Consider the following 16,010-nt stretch of genomic DNA (forward strand, 5'->3'; position numbering starts at 1 on the left):
CCGGCGTCGGGGCCGACCGCCCGCCGGGCCGTGGCGCGGGGACGGGCCACCCGCCCCCGCTCCCACTCACCGGTCCGGCTCCGCGACGATCAGTCCGGACGGTGGTGGCAGCGGCAGGTGGGTGACGAACCGCCAGCCGCTCACCTCGAGCCACCGGGCCACGTCCGCCACCTCGTACGTGTCGCCACCGCTGATCATGAGGAACTCCCCCGCCCCGAGCCGGGTCGCCGGATGCGGCGCCACCGGGTCGCGCCACCAGTCGACCAGCAGCAGCCGCCCCTGCGGCGCCAACGCCGCGCGCAGCCGGGTCAGCAACTCGACGTTGCGCTCCGGGGAGAACAGGTGCAGGAAGTTCGCCACGATCACCGCGTCGTGCCCCTCCGGCAGCGGGTCGACGAACACGTCGGCACCGCGTAGCTCCATCCGGTCCGCCAGGGGGTCACCGGAGACCTCCGCGCGGGCCACCTCCACCACCTCGGGCAGGTCGAGCAGGGTCGCGGTCAACTGCGGGAAGGCACGCAGGATCGGTCTGGCGAAGGTCCCGATCCCACCACCGACGTCGAGCACCCGCCGGTGCGGGCCGAAGTCGTACGCCGCGGCGACGTCCGCGGCCGTCTCCGCCGTCACCAGGGCCACCGCCGACTCGTACGCCTGGGTCTGCGCCCCGTCGAGTTCGGCGCGTACGCCCTGGCGGGTCCGGAAGGCGGTGGATGCCCTGGTCCAGGTGGGATAGCTGACCGTGTCCCAGTAACGAAGCATCGCCCGCAGGTCCAGCGGCCCACGGCCGGCGAGGAACGCCTCGGCGTCGGGCGCGTTGCGGTAGTGCCGCCCGTCGTGTTCGAGCAGGCCCGCCGCCACCATCAGGTCGGCCAGGGCACGGGCGCTGCGCTCCGGCAGTTCGCACCGCTCGGCAATCGTGCGGGCGGACGCGCCCTCAGCGGGGACTGCGGCGAAGAGGCCGACCTCGGCGGCGACGAAGAGCGCCTTCGCCGTCATGAAGCCGGACGCGACCCCGGTGATGCGTACCGGGTCCGGTGGTGGTGTCGCGGCCGAACCGTCCGATCCGGACGGGCTGGGCTGCGGCGGTGGGGTGAAGACACGACGTACCGGCTGATCGACCACTGAATCCCCCGAAGATCGTCAGACATCTATCTCAAGAGGCAATCGTACGACCACGAGCGGCGATGCGGCGCCCGTCGTCCCGCCCGAGAGAGGCTGAGGCACGCGCAGCTCAGGTCCGCTGCTCGTCGATCGGTGTCCGCCGGGTGTGCCCGTTCAGTGCGCTGTTCGAGACGTCAGTCGTGTCCGGTGACCCCGTTGCGGCACGATCGGCCGGTGAGCAGGTTGGTGCTGGCTCCTGCGATGACGGAGTCGAGCCGGTCACGGGCGCTGACCTGACGGGCGATCTGGCGCTCGATGCGGTCCCGTTCCGCCGACAGGCGGTCAAGCAGTTCCGGTGTGGCATTGCCGTCCACGACGCACGGCATGAGCTCCACGATCGCTCTGCTCGTCAGTCCGGCTGCGTACAGCTGCTGAATCAGCTCGACACGGTCGAGGGCGCTCTCCGGGTAGTGGCGTTGGCCGCCGGGGCTGCGCTCCGCGGTGAGCAGTTCCTGTTCCTCGTAGTAGCGCAGAGCTCGGACGCTGACCCCTGTCCTGCTGGCGAGTTCACCGATGCGCATCGCACCCCCTTGTCATACGGGTCACACCGACTTGTCTCTGACGTCAGCGTCAGGTTTTAGCGTAACCCGTGAGGCAGATCCGGCCCATCTCGCAGCCGAACAGCTCGTCAACCTCCCAGTCAGGAAGAAGCGCCAGTCATGACCATCACGTCAGACACGGTGACGACGGGCGTCGTCGCCACGGCTCCCGCCCCGGTCGTATCCGTCAAGCCGATCGTGTTGCCGGCGCCGGGTCGTGGCGCGGACCTGCGCGTACGCGTGTCCGCGCCGGTGACCGGACGTGACCTGCCGATCGTCCTGCTCGCCCACGGCTTCGGCTCGTCGCTGGACGGCTACGGCCCGCTCGCGGACCACTGGGCCGCGCACGGGTTCGCGGTGATCCAACCCACCCATCTCGACTCGAAGACGCTGGGCGTGCCCGCCGACGATCACCGCAGGCCGCGGTTGTGGCGTTTCCGCGTCGAGGACATGAAGCGGGTCCTCGACAACCTCGACGTGCTCGAGGCGGCCGTTCCCGGCCTGAGCGGACGCCTCGACCCGAGCCGGATCGCCGCCGCCGGGCACTCCTTCGGCGGCCAGACGGCAGGCATCCTGCTGGGGCTGCGCGTTCGCGACCCGCAGACCGGGCAGTCGGAGGACCTGTCCGACCCGCGCGTCAAGGCGGGCGTGCTGCTGGCCACGGCCGGCAGGGGTGGCGACGACCTGACACCCTTCGCAGCCGAGAACCTGCCGTGGCTCAGGCACCCGGACTTCGGGCACATGACCACCCCGGCCCTCGTGATCGCGGGGGACCGGGACATCCTCCCGCTGACCGTCCGGGGCGCGGACTGGACGACCGATCCGTACGTTCTGGCTCCCCCCGGCAAGAGCCTGCTCACCCTGTTCGGAGCCGAACACTTCCTCGGCGGGATCTCCGGGTACCAGGCTGCGGAGACCACCGACGAGAACCCCGAGCGTGTTGCCCTGATCCAGCAGGTCACCGTGGCCTACCTGCGCCACAGCCTCGGCGTCGACAGCTCCGGCTGGGCGGCGACCCGGAAGGTCTTCGCCAACCCCCACCCCCTGGGGCATCTGGAATCCACGTGAGGACAGTGTCAGGCGACGCCGACGAGTGCCCGGGCGTGGCGGGCGTCGTCGGCGTCGAGGGCCAGCTTCGCCAACCGCTCGCAGTCGGCGAAGGTGTGTTCGGCCAGTGCCGCCCGTACCCACGGCAGGGCGGGTCCGGACATGGAGAGGCTGGTGACGCCGAGCCCGGCCAGGACGGGGGCGAGCAGGGGGTCGGCGGCCGCCTCCCCGCAGACCCCGACCGGTTTGCCCGCTGCCCGTCCGGCGGTCGCGACAACCGCGATGAGCTGTAGCAGCGCGGGCTGCCACGGGTCGAGCAGTTCGGCCAGGTCGCCGCACTGCCGGTCGGCGGCGAACGTGTACTGGCTCAGGTCGTTGGTGCCGATGCTGAGGAAGTCGACAACGTCGAGGAGCTGACCGGCGCGTAGCGCCGCGGCCGGCACCTCGATCATCACCCCGGCCTTCGGCAGGCCGGCGGCGTGTACCGCCTCGGCGAAACCGGCCGCCTCGGCGCGGGTGGCGACCATCGGGGCCATCACCCACACGTCCGCGCCCGTGTCGGCCGCCGCGCGGGCGATCGCCTCGAGCTGCGTACGCAGGACCGCCGGTTGTCGCCGGGCCACCCGCAACCCGCGGACCCCGAGCGCCGGGTTCGGCTCCTCCGCCTGACGCAGGAACGGCAACGGCTTGTCCGCGCCGGCGTCGAGGGTACGGATCACCACCCGGCGTCCGTCCATCCGGTCGAACACCTCCCGGTACGCCGCCGCCTGCTCGTCCGAACCGGGTTCGCGGGTCCGGTCGAGGAAGAGCAGTTCGGTCCGGAACAGGCCGACGCCCTCCGCGTCGTCGACGGGCGGCACCTCCCGCGCGGCCCCGACGTTGGCCAGCAGGGCAATCGGGTGCCCGTCGGAGGTACGCCCCGGACCGGAGACGGCTGCCGTGCCGGCCGTGGCCGTCGCGACGGACAGGCGGGCTGCCAGGGCGGCGTCGTCGAGACCGGCCTCGACCAGACCGGTGGTGCCGTCCACCAGCACCACGGTTCCGTCGTCCAGGTCCCCGAGCCCGGTGACGCCGACGACCGCGGGCAGCCCCAGTGCGCGGGCGAGGATCGCGGTGTGGCTGGTCGGGCCGCCGACCTCGGTGACGAGTGCGACGACCTGCTCCGGGTCCAGGTCGACCGTGTCGGCCGGGGCGAGGTCGCGGGCGGCGAGCACGTACCGGTGACCGGGTGCGGGCACCCCCGGCATCGGCAGTCCCAGGCACACCGCGACCGCCCGGTCGCGCAGGTCGTCGAGGTCGGCGACCCGTTCGGCGAGGTAACCCCCGGCCGCCTCGAATGCCGCCCGGTGGGTGGCGAAGGCGGCGTCGATGGCGTGCGGCGCGTCCCGACCGGCGGCCACCTCCTCGCGTACGCCGTCGGCCAGGACCGGGTCGTCGGCCATCATCGCCTGGGCCCGGAGCACGTCGGCGACGGTCTGCTCGCGGGCCCGGTCGGCGCGCCGGCCGAGTTCGGCGACCACCTCGGCGAGCGCGGCGATCGCCCGATCTGCCTCTCCCGCCGGATCGTCCACCGGGGCCGGTGCGGGCAGGGTGGGCACCGCACCGACCCGGAGCAACGGGCCACCGGCCACACCCCGGCTGACCCCGATGCCGCGCAGCGGCTGCGGAGCCGACGACTCAGGCATCGGCGGCCTCTTCGGCGTCGAGGTCCCGGACCAGCAGGTCGGCGAGGGTGTCCAGGGCGGCCTCGGCCCCCTCCCCCTCGGCCTCGATGACCACCTCGGTGCCGCGTTTGGCGCCGAGGGAGAGCACCGAGAGCATGCTGTTGGCCGGTACCGGCCGCTTGTCACCGACCCGGATCGTGACCCGGACCGGCTGTGCCGCGGCGGCGGCGACGAACAGCGCCGCCGGGCGGGCGTGCAGACCGCTGGCGGATCCAACGGCGACGGTACGCGTGGGCATGGGTGGCCCTCCCTCTTCAGCTCGGCCCGCTACAGCTCAGGGCTCGATGGTGACCTTGATGGCCTCGCCACGGGCGACGATGCCGAACGCGTCGATCGCCCGGTCCAGCGGGAGCCGATGGGTGATCAGGTCGGCGACCGGCACCGCCCCGGTGGCGATCAGCCGCAGTGCCTCGGCGTTGTGGGCCGGGCTGGAACCGTTGGCGCCGACGATGGTCAGCTCCCGGTAGTGCACCAGGTTGGAGTCGCAGGCGATGATCGGGTTGTCCTTCGGCAGGCCGCCGAAGAAGCTGATCCGACCCTGCCGGGCGGCCATCTGGATCGCCTGCTCCTGGGCGGCGCCCGAGGCGGCGGCGGTGATGATGACGTCGGCGCCCCGGCCGTCGGTGAGTTTCAGGATCTCGTCCACCGGGTCGACCTCCGCGCCGCAGATCGCCGCGTCCGGGGCGACCAGGTCGGCGGCCAGGTCCAGCCGGGCCCGGTTGAGGTCGACCAGGAACACCCGGGCGGCACCGCGGGCGCGGGCCAACCGTACGTGCAGGCAGCCGATCGGGCCGGAGCCGATGACCACCACGTCGTCGCCGGTGCCGACGCGGGCGAGTTCCTGTCCGTTGAGGACGCAGGCGAGTGGCTCGGCGACCGACGCCTCGGCGAAGTCCACCCCGTCCGGGATCCGGTTGAGCCCGTCGACCGCGAGCACCTTGGCCGGCACGACCAGGTACTGGGCGAACCCGCCCTCGTAGTGGTAGCCCATCGACTCCTGGTTCGGGCAGACGGTCATCCGGCCCCGCCGGCACTCGGCGCACTGCCCACACGGGATCGCCGCGATGACCTGGACCCGGTCGCCGGGGGCCCAGCCGGTGACGTCCGCCCCGGTCTCGACCACCTCACCGGCGATCTCGTGCCCCATCACCCGTGGCGGGTGGATGTGGTGGTGCCCGAACTTGGAGATCTTGACGTCGGTGCCGCAGGTGGAACAGTTGCGTACCCGGATCTTGACGTCGCCGGGGCCCGGGGTGGGCTCCGGTACGTCCTCGATCCGTACGTCACCGGGGGCGTGGAAACGAACGACCTTCATGAGTTGCTGTCCTCCCGTGCCGCCGCGAACAGGCGCAGCACGTCGTCGGGTTGGGAGGCCTCGCGCAGTTCGCGGGCCTGGTCGGGGTCGAGCAGGATGTCGGCGAGGCGGGCCAGGATCTCGACGTGCCCGTCGCCTCGGGCGGCGATCGCCACGCAGACGGTGACCGGCTGGCCGTCCCAGTCCACCGGGTCGGGGAACCGGAGCACGGCCAGCGCGTCGCGGTGGACGAGGTCCTTGCCGGCGAGGGTGCCGTGCGGGATGGCGACCCCCTCGCCGATGTAGGTGGGGACGGAGCGTTCGCGGGCGAGCATGGTCTCCACGTACGCGGGGTCGGCCGCGCCGATGTCGACCAGGACCTGCCCGCAGCGGCGGATCGCGTCGTCGCGGTCGACCGCGCTCTCGTGCAGGCGCAGGGCCGCGGGGTCGAGGAGCTCGGCCAGGTTGTCAGCCACTGATCTCGTCGCCCTTCTCGATCGCCTTGACCACCTTGGTCACGGCCGGGTCGCCGATGAACACCTGGAACGGCACGACGATCTTGTCCGGGGCGCTGGCCCGGGCCCGGGCGGCCAGCCCGCTGTGGGTGACCACCACGTCGGCGTCGGCCGGGATGGAGTTGACCGGCGTGTGTTCGACCGTGACCTCGAACTTCTTCAGCTGCTTGCGGAGCTGGCTGGCGAGCATCACGCTGCTGCCCATGCCGGCGTCGCAGGCCACCACGATCTTGCGGACGTCCTTGCCGTTGATGCTGCCCATGGCGGGCACCCCTCTCGTTCGTACGGTGGTGGTGGGTCAGCCTTCGGCGTTCGCCGTACGGGTCCCGGCCGGGCTGCCGTCGGTGGCCGGCTGTCGTGGTTCGGGCAGTTGGCCCTCGGCGGCGGCCTCGTCGACTTCCTCCGCCGCTTCCTGGTCACTCTTGAGCCGGCCGAAGCCGAGCAGTGCGGAGGCGACCAGGAAGGAGACGGCGGCGGCGAGCACAACGCCGAGGAAGACGCCGAACCAGCCGCCCTTGGGGGTGACCGCCGCGTAGGCGAAGATGCTGCCCGGTGACGGGGTGGCGACCAGACCGGCTCCGGTGATCATGAAGGTCCCGACGCCGGTCGCACCGCCGGCGATGGCGGCGAGGATCAGCCGCGGCTTCATCAGCACGTACGGGAAGTAGATCTCGTGGATCCCGCCGAGGAACTGGATGATCATGGCGGCCGGCACGCTCGGCCGCAGGCTGCGGGGTCCGAAGAGCAGGAACGCCGTGAGCAGGCCGATACCGGGGCCGGGGTTCGACTCGATCATGAACAGGATGGACTTGCCGGTCTCCTGGGCCTCGGCCACCGCAAGGGGGCTGAGCACGCCGTGGTTGATGGCGTTGTTGAGGAAGAGCACCTTGGCCGGCTCGACCAGGACCGAGGCGAGCGGCAGGAGGTTGTTGCTGATCAGCCAGTCGACGGCGTCACCGGCCCAGGTGGTGAGCTGCTCGACCACCGGGCCGATCACCCAGACCCCGATCAGCGCGAGGCCGCCGCCGATGATGCCGGCGGAGAAGTTGTCGACCAGCATCTCGAAACCGGGACGGATCCGGTCCTGCACCAGCCCGTCGAAGAGCTTGAGCACGTACGCGGCGAGCGGACCGATGATCATCGCGCCGAGGAACATCGGCACGTCAGCGCCGACGACAACACCCATCGTGGCGACCGCGCCGACCACCGCGCCCCGCTGACCGTGCACGAGCCGGCCGCCGGTGTATCCGATCAGGACCGGCAGCAGCACCCCGATCATCGGGTCGACGAGCTGGGCCAGGTGCTCGTTGGGCAGCCACCCGGTGGGGATGAACAGTGCCGTGATCAGACCCCACGCGATGAACGCGCCGATGTTGGGCATGACCATGCCGGCCAGATGGCCACCGATCCGTTGGACCTGGGCCTTGAACCCCGCTCCCTGGACCTCGGGGGTGTATGAGACGGCCATGAGGGGACTCCTTCGCAGAGGATGGCTCGCGCCTGCGCGCAGGTGGATTCGTCTGTCATCCCGGAGGTTCCGGGTCTGTCGCCGTACCCCGTGGTCTTTGCCTCGGGTGGTGACTGCGCCGCCATGGCCGTCATCCCCCCGCGATCAGCGGCCGGACCGGGTCCGGCCGGGCATGCAGCCGTACGGTGTGCCGGTTCAGGTCGTCCGGGCCGGGCATCCGGCTACCGGGCAGGCTGACCGCCGCCGCCCCCCAGGCCAGCCCCTCGGCCAGCGCCTCCGGTCCGTGCGCCCCGGCGGCGAGGAAGCCGGCCAGCAGCGCGTCGCCGGCGCCGACGGTGCTGCGCGGGAACTCGACCGGCGACTCGCCGGTGAACACCCCGTTGTCGTCGACCAGGACCGCGCCGTCGGCACCGAGGCTCGCCAGCACCGCGCCGGCCCCCCAGCCGCGCAACCGCTCGGCGGCGTCGACCACGTCGCCGAGCGAACGCAGCGGCGTGCCGACCGCCTCGGCCAACTCCTCCCGGTTCGGCTTGACCAGGGCGGCGCCGGCCTGCGCCGCGGCCCGTAGCGCCGGCCCGCTGGTGTCGACGGCGAGCCGTACCCCGGCGGCGACCAGCCGGGCGCAGAGCTCACCGAAAGCCCGTGCCGGCAGGCCGGGCGGCACGCTGCCGCAGGCCACCACCCAGCGCGCGGTGTCGGCCGCGGCCAGCACCGCCTCGGTCACCGCGGCGAACTCGTCCGCGGCGAGCACCGGCCCGGACTCGTTGATCTTCGTCACGGTGCCGTCCGGCTCCGCGAGCGTGATGTTGGACCGGGTACGCCCCGCGATCGGCACCGCGACCAGGTCGACCCCCTCGGCCCGCAGCAGCGAGACGAGCTGGGCGCCCTCCTCCCCGCCACAGGGCACCACGGCCCGTGACGCCACCCCGTTCGCCAGCAGGGCTCGGGAGACGTTGACCCCCTTGCCACCGGGATCGAGGTGCGCGGATGCGGCCCGGATCACCTCGCCGCGGACCAGGGCGCCGATCTCCATCGCCCGGTCGAGGCTGGGGTTGAGGGTGACCGTGACGATCATGCCCGGACCACCCGTACGCCCACGGCCTCGACGTCGTCGGCCAGTTCCTCGTCGAGTCTGCTGTCGGTGATCAGCAGGTCCAGGTCGGCGAGTGTGCCGAACCGGGCCAGGTAGTCGTTGCCGATCTTCGTGTGGTCGGCGAGCAGCACCACCCGGCGGGCCGCGGCGATCATGGCCCGCTTCACCGCCGCCTCCGCCGGGTCCGGAGTGGTCATCCCCCGCTCGGCCGAACAGCCGTTGGTGCCCATGAAGGCCACGTCGACGTACATCTCGGCGAGCGGGCGCAGCGCCCAGTCGTCCACCGTGGCCAGCGTCTTGCCCCGAACCCGGCCGCCGAGCAGCAACACACTGAGGTTGCTCCGGGTGCCGAGGGTCGCGGCGAGCACCGGCGAGTTGACCACCACCGTCAGCTCGCGGTCGGTGGGGAGCAACTGGGCCAGCCGGGCGGTGGTGGTGCCGGCGTCGAGGATGATCGCCCCCTCCTCCGGCACCTCGGCCAGGGCGGCCTTGGCGATCCGTTCCTTCTCCGCGATCAGTACGGCGTCCCGGGCGGCGAGCGCGGGTTCGAACCCGATCCGTTCCACCGGGATCGCCCCGCCGTGCACCCGGCGGAGCATGCCGGCCCGCTCCAGCACGGTGAGGTCCCGGCGGATCGTCTCGGCCGTCACGTTCATGCCCTCGGCCAGCGCCATCACGTCCACGCGCCCGTCCGCCCTGGCGGTACGCAGGATCTCCTGCTGGCGTTCCTCGGCGTACATGTCTGTTCACCCGCTTGCTCGTTTTGGCTTTGCTTTTGTTTACGCCCGTTTCTGTGGGCAGTCAACACATGGTCGTAACTTTCTTGTCATCTCCGTGACTCGATCCAGGGTGATCCAGGACATATCGACCAACGAGTAGGTGGATCCGACCTGCGGAAGACCGGCTCCGGCGGCCGACCGGGCAGCGTCGGGCGGGGTTGCCGTACAGATCTTTGGTTGTGTGGTTTTGCCGCCGAGGTGGCGTACGCCAAGGGCCCGCCGTCGTGGACGGCGGGCCCCGGGCGTACCTGCGACAGTGGCTACCGGTGGCGGGCCACCGCGAGGAAGTGGCTGCTGGCGCCGAGCAGGGTCGGCTCCTCCTCGACCCGCCGCAGCATGTCCAGCATCAACTCCGTCCGGTCGGGATCGGCCAGGATCCCGGCCAGTCGGGGGCCGGTCTGCCAGAGCGGGCCTTCGACCGCGACCACCCGCTCGACCGCCAGGCCCGAGCCCGTCACCTCGCCGGCGACCTCCGCCGGATCGTGGAAGTACGCGCTGGTGAAGAAGCTCTTCTCCGGATCGACGTTGCGGTGCACCCCATCGACGAGGACACCCTCGACCAACGCCCGGAACGACGGATCGTCGTAGTAGCCGTGCACGAAACCGTCGAACATCGACGCCCACCGGCAGATCATCGCCGCCACCACCACACCACCCGGCCGGACCACCCGCCTGGCCTCCCGCCACGCCGAGACCCGCTGCTCCCGTTCGAGCAGGTGATAGAGCGGCCCGAGCAGCAACACCGCGTCGACGCTGGCATCGGGCACGGGCAACTCCCGCGCGTCCCCGACCTCGGCGGTCACACCGGGACGGGACGCCGCCGCGACGACGTGCTCCGGCACGGGATCCACGACGTGCACCCGGTAACCCGCCTCGGCCAACGGCCCGGCGTACACCCCGGTCGCGCCACCGACGTCCAGCACCTCCGCCGGCGCCCCCGGCAGCACCCGGGTCAGCACGTCCCAGGTACGCAGGTACTCCAGCCGGCCCTGCCCGTCGGCGAGCCGGTCCCGTTCGCCGCCACGCCGGTAGTAGTCCATCACCTCTGATCGGAGCATGGCACCGATCGTGGAATCCGTGACGACGATCGGCAAGCCATTAACCCCGTGGCCGAAGCCTCCCCGGTCCGACCTCGGATCAGGTCGGCTCCGCCACGGGCACCGACCCGTCGGGATCCGGTTCAGCGGTCTCCGGCTCCGGGTCGCTGAGCTGCTCCCGTACGTAGTTCCACACCACCGAGATCAGGGCGGCGACCGGCACCGCGAGCAGGCTTCCCACGATCCCCGCGAGGCTGCCGCCCAGCGTCACCGCCAGCAGGACCACCGCCGCGTGCAGGCCCAGGCCACGGCTCTGGATGATGGGTTGGAACACGTTCCCCTCGAGCTGCTGGACCGCGATGATGATGGCCAGCACGATCAGCGCGTCCGTCGGACCGTTCGACACCAGCGCGATGAGGACCGCAACAAAGCCCGCGAACAGGGCGCCGACGATCGGCACGAACGCCGACACGAAGGTCAGCACCGCCAACGGCAGCACCAGCGGCACGCCCACGATCCACAGGCCGAGGCCGATGAAGACCGCGTCCAGCAGCCCGACGAACGCCTGGGACCGTACGAACGCGCCCAGTGCGTCCCACGACCGCTCGGCCACCACCGGGACGTCGGTGGCGAGCCGGCCGGGCAACTGCCGGGTCAGCCAGGGCAGGAACCTCGGACCGTCCTTGAGGAAGAAGAACATCAGGAAGATCGCCAGGACGGTGGTGACCACTCCGTTGACCAGGGTGCCCACTCCGGAGAGGGTGACGGTGATGATGCTGCCGACGCTGTCCTGGACGCGGGCGATCGCGGCGTCGAACGCCTGGGTGACCTGGTCGTCGCCGATGTTCAGCGGCGGGCCGGCCGCCCACTCCCGCACCTGCTGGATGCCGTCCTCCACACCGCTGACCAGGTCACCGGACTGCGACGCCACCGGCACCGCGATCAGCACCACGGTCCCCGCGGCGACCAGCAGGAACAGCACGGTCACCGCCGACGCGGCCAGGGCGGGACGCCACCCGTGCCGCCGCAGGAAACGGGCCATCGGCCAGGTCAGGGTCGTGAGGAGCAGGGCGACCACCAGCGGCCAGACCACCGACCAGGTGCGACCCAGCACCCACAACGCCACCCACGTCATCACCAGGACCAGCAGAATCTCCACCGAGATGCGCGCCGACGTACGCAGCGCCGCTCGGGTCTTCGTGGAACTGACTGTGGCAGGCATGGGATCACCTTAGGGATGTACCCACCGGTCCCGCATCACCGGAGGACGCGTACGGCTCACCGGAACAGTCCCCCACCCGGCCGGTGCGGTCAGCGGGGCAGGGCGGCGCGGCGGGCGTCGAGGAAGCGGCGTTCGGCGTTGTTGTCGGTCAGGGCGGCGGCACGCCGGTAGGCCGCCTCGGCCTGCCCGGTACGTCCGAGACGGCGGAGCAGGTCGGCGCGTACGGCGTGGAAGACATGGTGGCGGTCGAGGCCGGTCAGGGCGTCGACCAGCGGCAGGGCGACGGCCGGCCCCCGCACCTCGGCCAACGCCACCGCGCGGTGCAGCGCGACGACCGGGCCGGGCGTCAGCGCCGTCAGGTGGTCGTACAGCGCGAGGATCTGCACCCAGTCGGTGTCCATGGCCACCGTGGCGTCGCTGTGCACCGCGTTGATCGCGGCCTGCACCTGGTAGGGGCCGGGCCGGGCGCGACGCAGGCACCGCCTGACCAGCTCCTGACCCTCCGCGATCAGCGCCCGGTCCCAGAGCGCCCGGTCCTGGTCGGCGAGCCGGACGAGGTCGCCGCCAGGCCCGGTGCGCGCCGATCGCCGCGACTCGATCAGCAACATCAGCGCGAGCAGGCCGAGCACCTCCGGCTCGTCGGGCATCAGCGCCGCGAGCATGCGGCCGAGGCGAACCGCCTCTGCGCTCAGGCCGTCGCGGGCGAGGTCGTCGCCGGAACTCGCGGTGTAGCCCTCGCTGAAAACCAGGTAGACGACGGCGAGGACCGCACCGAGACGCTCGGGAAGATCGGCGTCGCGGGGCACCCGGTACGGAATGCCGGCGTCACGAATCTTGCCCTTGGCCCGGACGAGCCGCTGGGCCATCGTCGACTCGGGCACCAGGAACGCCCGCGCGATCTCGGCGGTGGTGAGGCCACCGAGCAGCCGGAGGGTGAGCGCGACGCGGGCGGTGGGCGCGAGCGCCGGGTGGCAGCAGGTGAAGATCAGGCGGAGCCGGTCGTCGTGCACGGGACCCTCCCGTCCAGGATCGGGTGCCTCGCCGGGCGCCCACAGCAACTGCGCCTCGGCGTGCCGGTCGGCCCGCGTCGACTCACGGCGCAGCCGGTCGATCGCCCGGTTCCGGGCGGTCGTGATGATCCATCCGGCCGGTCCGGGTGGGACCCCGTCGACCGGCCAACGCTGCACGGCCGTGGCGAACGCGTCCTGGACCGCCTCCTCGGCGATGTCGATGTCGCCGAAGACCCGGACCAGGACCGCGACCGCGCGGCCGTACTCGGTGCGAAAGATCCGCTCGATCTCGTCGCTCATGCGACGGGCCGCACCTCCACCGGCAGGGTCGAGGCGCGGGCCAGCCTGGCACCCCACGCCAGGGCGGCGTCGAGGTCGGGCGCGTTGATGATCGTGAAACCGCCGAGATGCTCCTTGCCCTCGGTGAACGGACCGTCGGTGAGCAGTGCCTCCCCGTCGCGGTCGCGGACAACCGTCGCGGTGCTCGCCGGGTGGAGCCCGACGGAGAAGACCCAGACGCCGGCGGCCCGCATCTCCTCGTCCAGGGCACCGAGGTCGGCCATGATCGGGGCGAGGAACTCGGGCGACGGCGGTTCGCCGTCGGGCTGGTAGAGGCTGAGAAGGTACTGACGCATCTGAACCTGGTCCTCTCTCAGGCGGTCGGCCGGTAACTGGCGATGATCACGCCGGTTGTCGTCGGCACGGCCTCGACCAGCTCCATCGTGCCGTAGGCGCCCTCGCCGAACAGCTTCGTCCCGATGCCGAGGGTGAGCGGGTGGATGGACAGTGTGTAGACGTCGACCAGGCCGGCCCCGGCGAGTGACCGCACCAGCTCACCGCTGCCGAGCACCACGAGGTCGCCTGCCACGTCCCGTTTCAGCCCGGCCACGGCGTCCACCGCCTCCCCCACCAACAGCGACGAGTTCTGCCAGAGCAGCGGCCCGGACAGGGTGCGGGAGGCGACGTACTTGGGTTTGCGGTTGAGCACCTCGGTGTACGGGTTGCCGTCGGTCCGGTTCGACCAGAAGCCGTGGAACTGTTCGTAGGTGCGGCGGCCGAACAGCATCCCGCCGTCCCTACCCATGCCCCTGCCCATCGTCTCGGCCATCACCCGGTCGGCGTACGGACGCGCCCAGCCGCCGTACGGGAAGTCCGCCCGCAGGTCCTCCTCGGCGCCGCCCGGCGCCTGCATGACCCCGTCGAGCGTCACGTTCTCCACCACCACAACCCTGCCCATGCCGGCCTCCTCGCCGATGCGGCCGGCCCGTCGCCGACCTCTCGACAACTACACGAAGGCACAGCCCTCAAATCGACAACGCACGGAGGAGAATGTCGACTCTCTCTTCGGCGCCCTTCGCGTCTCTCGTCCGCGGGCGCGGAAAGTGTCGACTTCGCGCAGAGACGCTGTCGCGGCCGATGATCGCTCGACCGGACGGCAGGCTAGCGTGTGCGGTGTCCACAGCCCTCCGACGATCGGCAGCCCCCGCATGAGCCAGCTCGAAGACATTGCAGACCGGGACGGCTGGCGCTGCTGGGTCTGTGACGAACCGGTCGACCGGGCCACGTCGGTGAACGACCCGCGCGGCCCGAGTGTCGACAGCAGGACGACCAACCAACGGGCGGCGGCCAAGAAGGCCGGTACGGACTTCGCCGGTGGGGAGCGCCTGGCCCACCGGGGCTGCAACACGAAAAAGGGCGCGGTCACTCCGGTGATTCCCTGGCCGGCGGAGATCGTCCTGATGGAGCCGGCGGTGCTGCTCACGGTTGCCGACCGGCTGGACCGCAAGGGCGGCCGGGAGATCGTGGTCCGGTGCGCGGACCGAGCCGATGCCGAGCAGACGGCGGACTGGTTGGTGGACCGCTTCTCCCGACTCGCCCCCGCACTTCCCGTCACGGCGAGCATCGAGCCCGGCGGTGGCCAGTTCGTGGTGGCGCTGACCGCGGCCCGACGCCGCTGACCCGCGCTGACCCGCCCGGTTCCGGAGATCCCGGGCCGGGTCTCAGACCAGCAGGGAAGGTCTCAACTCCCCGCCCAGATTGATCCCGCCGACGACCCTGGTGCCGGTGGGGTCGTACACGTCGATGGTGTTGTTGCGTCGCATCAGTTCCCGGACCGGCGGCGGCAGCGGAGGTGGGTCGTCCATCGCGCCCCGGAGATCCCGGGCGGTGTAGATCAGCCCGTTGGCCAGGGCGGCGCCGTCGACGTCCACCTGGACCCGGCCGTACTCCCAGCCGGCGGCGGTGAGGTCGAACACCTCGAACACGTGGGCCAGCAACGGGTACGGGTCGGTCACCCGTACGATCCGGGAGGCCTGCGCGCCGACGACGGTGACGGCCGCGGCCACCTGCACGTACGGGTGCAGGCCGCCGGGTAGGGCGAACAGTGGCCAGCGCAACTCCGGCCCGGCGGCCTGCCACAGCGGTCGGTAGTTCCGTCGGTCGACCACGAGGCGGTAACCACGCCGCCGGTTGAGGTCGGCTGCCTGGGCGTGGAGTTCCGCGTGGGCCTCGTCGGCGAAATCGCGCATGATCCGGGCCGCCACCGACAACCCGTCGTCACCGTCGAGCAACCGCGCCACCGCGTCGGCCTGCTCGGGAAACCGGACGTCCGCCCGGGCGCCGAACCGCCGGACATCGTGGAGCAGTGCCTCCTGCCGGGTCGGATCCTGCTGGACCTTCTTCCTGCCCAGCAAAGACCGGAACCACCCCATGTCGCCTCGTTTCAGCCGCCGCCTAGGAACCGGGCCATGCTAGCCCGCATCCTCCGCCCGGTTCTCTGGCGGATGTCCCTTTTCCGGTGCTCGACAGCTCGGCCCGTACCGACATCTCCGTTGCCCGAGGCACAACGCCTAACCATCCTAGGAACCTGACCCACTGGTCGGATACGTCGACGGGTAGCCGCGATCCACGACCACGTCGACAATCCGACCGACGCTCGTGGAGACGGCACGGGAAACCGGTGGTAGGGAGTCGATTTCAGCTACTCATGGTCGCCAAACAAACACCCAAAGTCGACGCGAGCCGCGCGTGACGCCGGTACGCGGGGTGATGTTCACCGCCAAGACAATTGATCATTGGTGAACGGAGGCCGGAGTGGATAACTTCGAGCCCCGAGGTACGG

Annotated in this window: 18 protein-coding genes; 2 read left to right on the forward strand and 16 right to left on the reverse strand. The window is 71.5% G+C overall.

What is annotated here, in order from left to right; translation table 11 throughout:
• Nucleotides 1-66: 66 nt before the first annotated feature.
• On the reverse strand, nt 67-1,122 hold the full coding sequence (locus tag OIE47_RS32935) for a methyltransferase (RefSeq protein WP_326558434.1): 1,056 nt from the start codon (nt 1,120-1,122) through the stop codon (nt 67-69).
• Nucleotides 1,123-1,295: 173 nt separating this feature from the next.
• Entirely contained in the window at nt 1,296-1,682 is a 387-nt protein-coding gene (locus OIE47_RS32940; RefSeq protein WP_326558435.1) for a MerR family transcriptional regulator, read from the reverse strand.
• 138 nt (nt 1,683-1,820) lie between these two features.
• Here OIE47_RS32940 and OIE47_RS32945 point away from each other — a divergent pair, with 138 nt between their 5' ends.
• Entirely contained in the window at nt 1,821-2,768 is a 948-nt protein-coding gene (locus OIE47_RS32945) for an alpha/beta hydrolase family protein (RefSeq protein WP_326558436.1), read from the forward strand.
• An 8-nt stretch (nt 2,769-2,776) separates the two neighbouring features.
• On the opposite strand, the gene ptsP is transcribed toward OIE47_RS32945, so the two are convergent.
• The 13 genes from ptsP to OIE47_RS33010 form a co-directional block, all read right to left on the reverse strand.
• The gene (ptsP, locus tag OIE47_RS32950; RefSeq protein WP_326558437.1) at nt 2,777-4,432 is read right to left on the reverse strand and encodes a phosphoenolpyruvate--protein phosphotransferase; all 1,656 of its coding nucleotides are present in this window, start codon (nt 4,430-4,432) and stop codon (nt 2,777-2,779) included.
• Complete coding sequence (locus OIE47_RS32955) at nt 4,425-4,709, reverse strand: HPr family phosphocarrier protein (protein WP_326558438.1); 285 nt, start codon at nt 4,707-4,709, stop codon at nt 4,425-4,427. The genes ptsP and OIE47_RS32955 overlap by 8 nt, the downstream gene beginning before the upstream one ends.
• A 36-nt stretch (nt 4,710-4,745) precedes the next feature.
• Nucleotides 4,746-5,786, reverse strand: a complete 1,041-nt coding sequence (locus OIE47_RS32960; RefSeq protein WP_326558439.1) for a zinc-dependent dehydrogenase — start codon at nt 5,784-5,786, stop codon at nt 4,746-4,748.
• Nucleotides 5,783-6,241 (reverse strand): PTS sugar transporter subunit IIA, encoded by a 459-nt coding sequence (locus tag OIE47_RS32965; protein WP_326558440.1) that lies wholly within the window; start codon nt 6,239-6,241, stop codon nt 5,783-5,785. The genes OIE47_RS32960 and OIE47_RS32965 overlap by 4 nt, the downstream gene beginning before the upstream one ends.
• On the reverse strand, nt 6,234-6,542 hold the full coding sequence (locus OIE47_RS32970) for a PTS lactose transporter subunit IIB (RefSeq protein WP_326558441.1): 309 nt from the start codon (nt 6,540-6,542) through the stop codon (nt 6,234-6,236). Before OIE47_RS32970 ends, OIE47_RS32965 begins: the two co-directional genes overlap by 8 nt.
• Before the next feature lie 36 nt (nt 6,543-6,578).
• Entirely contained in the window at nt 6,579-7,748 is a 1,170-nt protein-coding gene (locus OIE47_RS32975) for a PTS mannitol transporter subunit IICB (RefSeq protein ID WP_326558442.1), read from the reverse strand.
• 130 nt (nt 7,749-7,878) lie between these two features.
• Nucleotides 7,879-8,823 carry a 1-phosphofructokinase gene (gene pfkB / locus OIE47_RS32980; protein ID WP_326558443.1) on the reverse strand — a complete coding sequence of 315 codons (945 nt, stop codon included), beginning with the start codon at nt 8,821-8,823 and terminating at the stop codon, nt 7,879-7,881.
• Nucleotides 8,820-9,581, reverse strand: coding sequence for a DeoR/GlpR family DNA-binding transcription regulator (locus tag OIE47_RS32985; RefSeq protein WP_326558444.1), 762 nt, complete (start codon nt 9,579-9,581; stop codon nt 8,820-8,822). The genes pfkB and OIE47_RS32985 overlap by 4 nt, the downstream gene beginning before the upstream one ends.
• A gap of 299 nt (nt 9,582-9,880) precedes the next feature.
• Nucleotides 9,881-10,678, reverse strand: a complete 798-nt coding sequence (locus tag OIE47_RS32990; protein ID WP_326558445.1) for a class I SAM-dependent methyltransferase — start codon at nt 10,676-10,678, stop codon at nt 9,881-9,883.
• 79 nt (nt 10,679-10,757) lie between these two features.
• Nucleotides 10,758-11,879 carry an AI-2E family transporter gene (locus tag OIE47_RS32995; protein ID WP_326558446.1) on the reverse strand — a complete coding sequence of 374 codons (1,122 nt, stop codon included), beginning with the start codon at nt 11,877-11,879 and terminating at the stop codon, nt 10,758-10,760.
• An 89-nt stretch (nt 11,880-11,968) separates the two neighbouring features.
• Nucleotides 11,969-13,189 carry an RNA polymerase sigma factor gene (locus OIE47_RS33000; protein ID WP_326558447.1) on the reverse strand — a complete coding sequence of 407 codons (1,221 nt, stop codon included), beginning with the start codon at nt 13,187-13,189 and terminating at the stop codon, nt 11,969-11,971.
• On the reverse strand, nt 13,186-13,524 hold the full coding sequence (locus tag OIE47_RS33005) for a YciI family protein (protein WP_326558448.1): 339 nt from the start codon (nt 13,522-13,524) through the stop codon (nt 13,186-13,188). The genes OIE47_RS33000 and OIE47_RS33005 overlap by 4 nt, the downstream gene beginning before the upstream one ends.
• 17 nt (nt 13,525-13,541) lie before the next feature.
• Entirely contained in the window at nt 13,542-14,126 is a 585-nt protein-coding gene (locus OIE47_RS33010) for a dihydrofolate reductase family protein (RefSeq protein ID WP_326558449.1), read from the reverse strand.
• Nucleotides 14,127-14,376: 250 nt separating this feature from the next.
• On the opposite strand from OIE47_RS33010, the gene OIE47_RS33015 reads away from it, so the two are divergent.
• A complete protein-coding gene (locus tag OIE47_RS33015) occupies nt 14,377-14,847 on the forward strand; it encodes a hypothetical protein (protein WP_326558450.1) in 471 nt (156 codons plus the stop codon).
• Nucleotides 14,848-14,889: 42 nt separating this feature from the next.
• Here the strand turns inward: OIE47_RS33015 and OIE47_RS33020 are convergent, their stop codons facing one another.
• Nucleotides 14,890-15,600, reverse strand: coding sequence for a hypothetical protein (locus OIE47_RS33020; protein ID WP_326558451.1), 711 nt, complete (start codon nt 15,598-15,600; stop codon nt 14,890-14,892).
• Nucleotides 15,601-16,010: the final 410 nt, after the last annotated feature.

Origin of the sequence: Micromonospora sp. NBC_01796 (genome assembly GCF_035917455.1) — a bacterium.
Taxonomy (GTDB): domain Bacteria; phylum Actinomycetota; class Actinomycetes; order Mycobacteriales; family Micromonosporaceae; genus Micromonospora_G.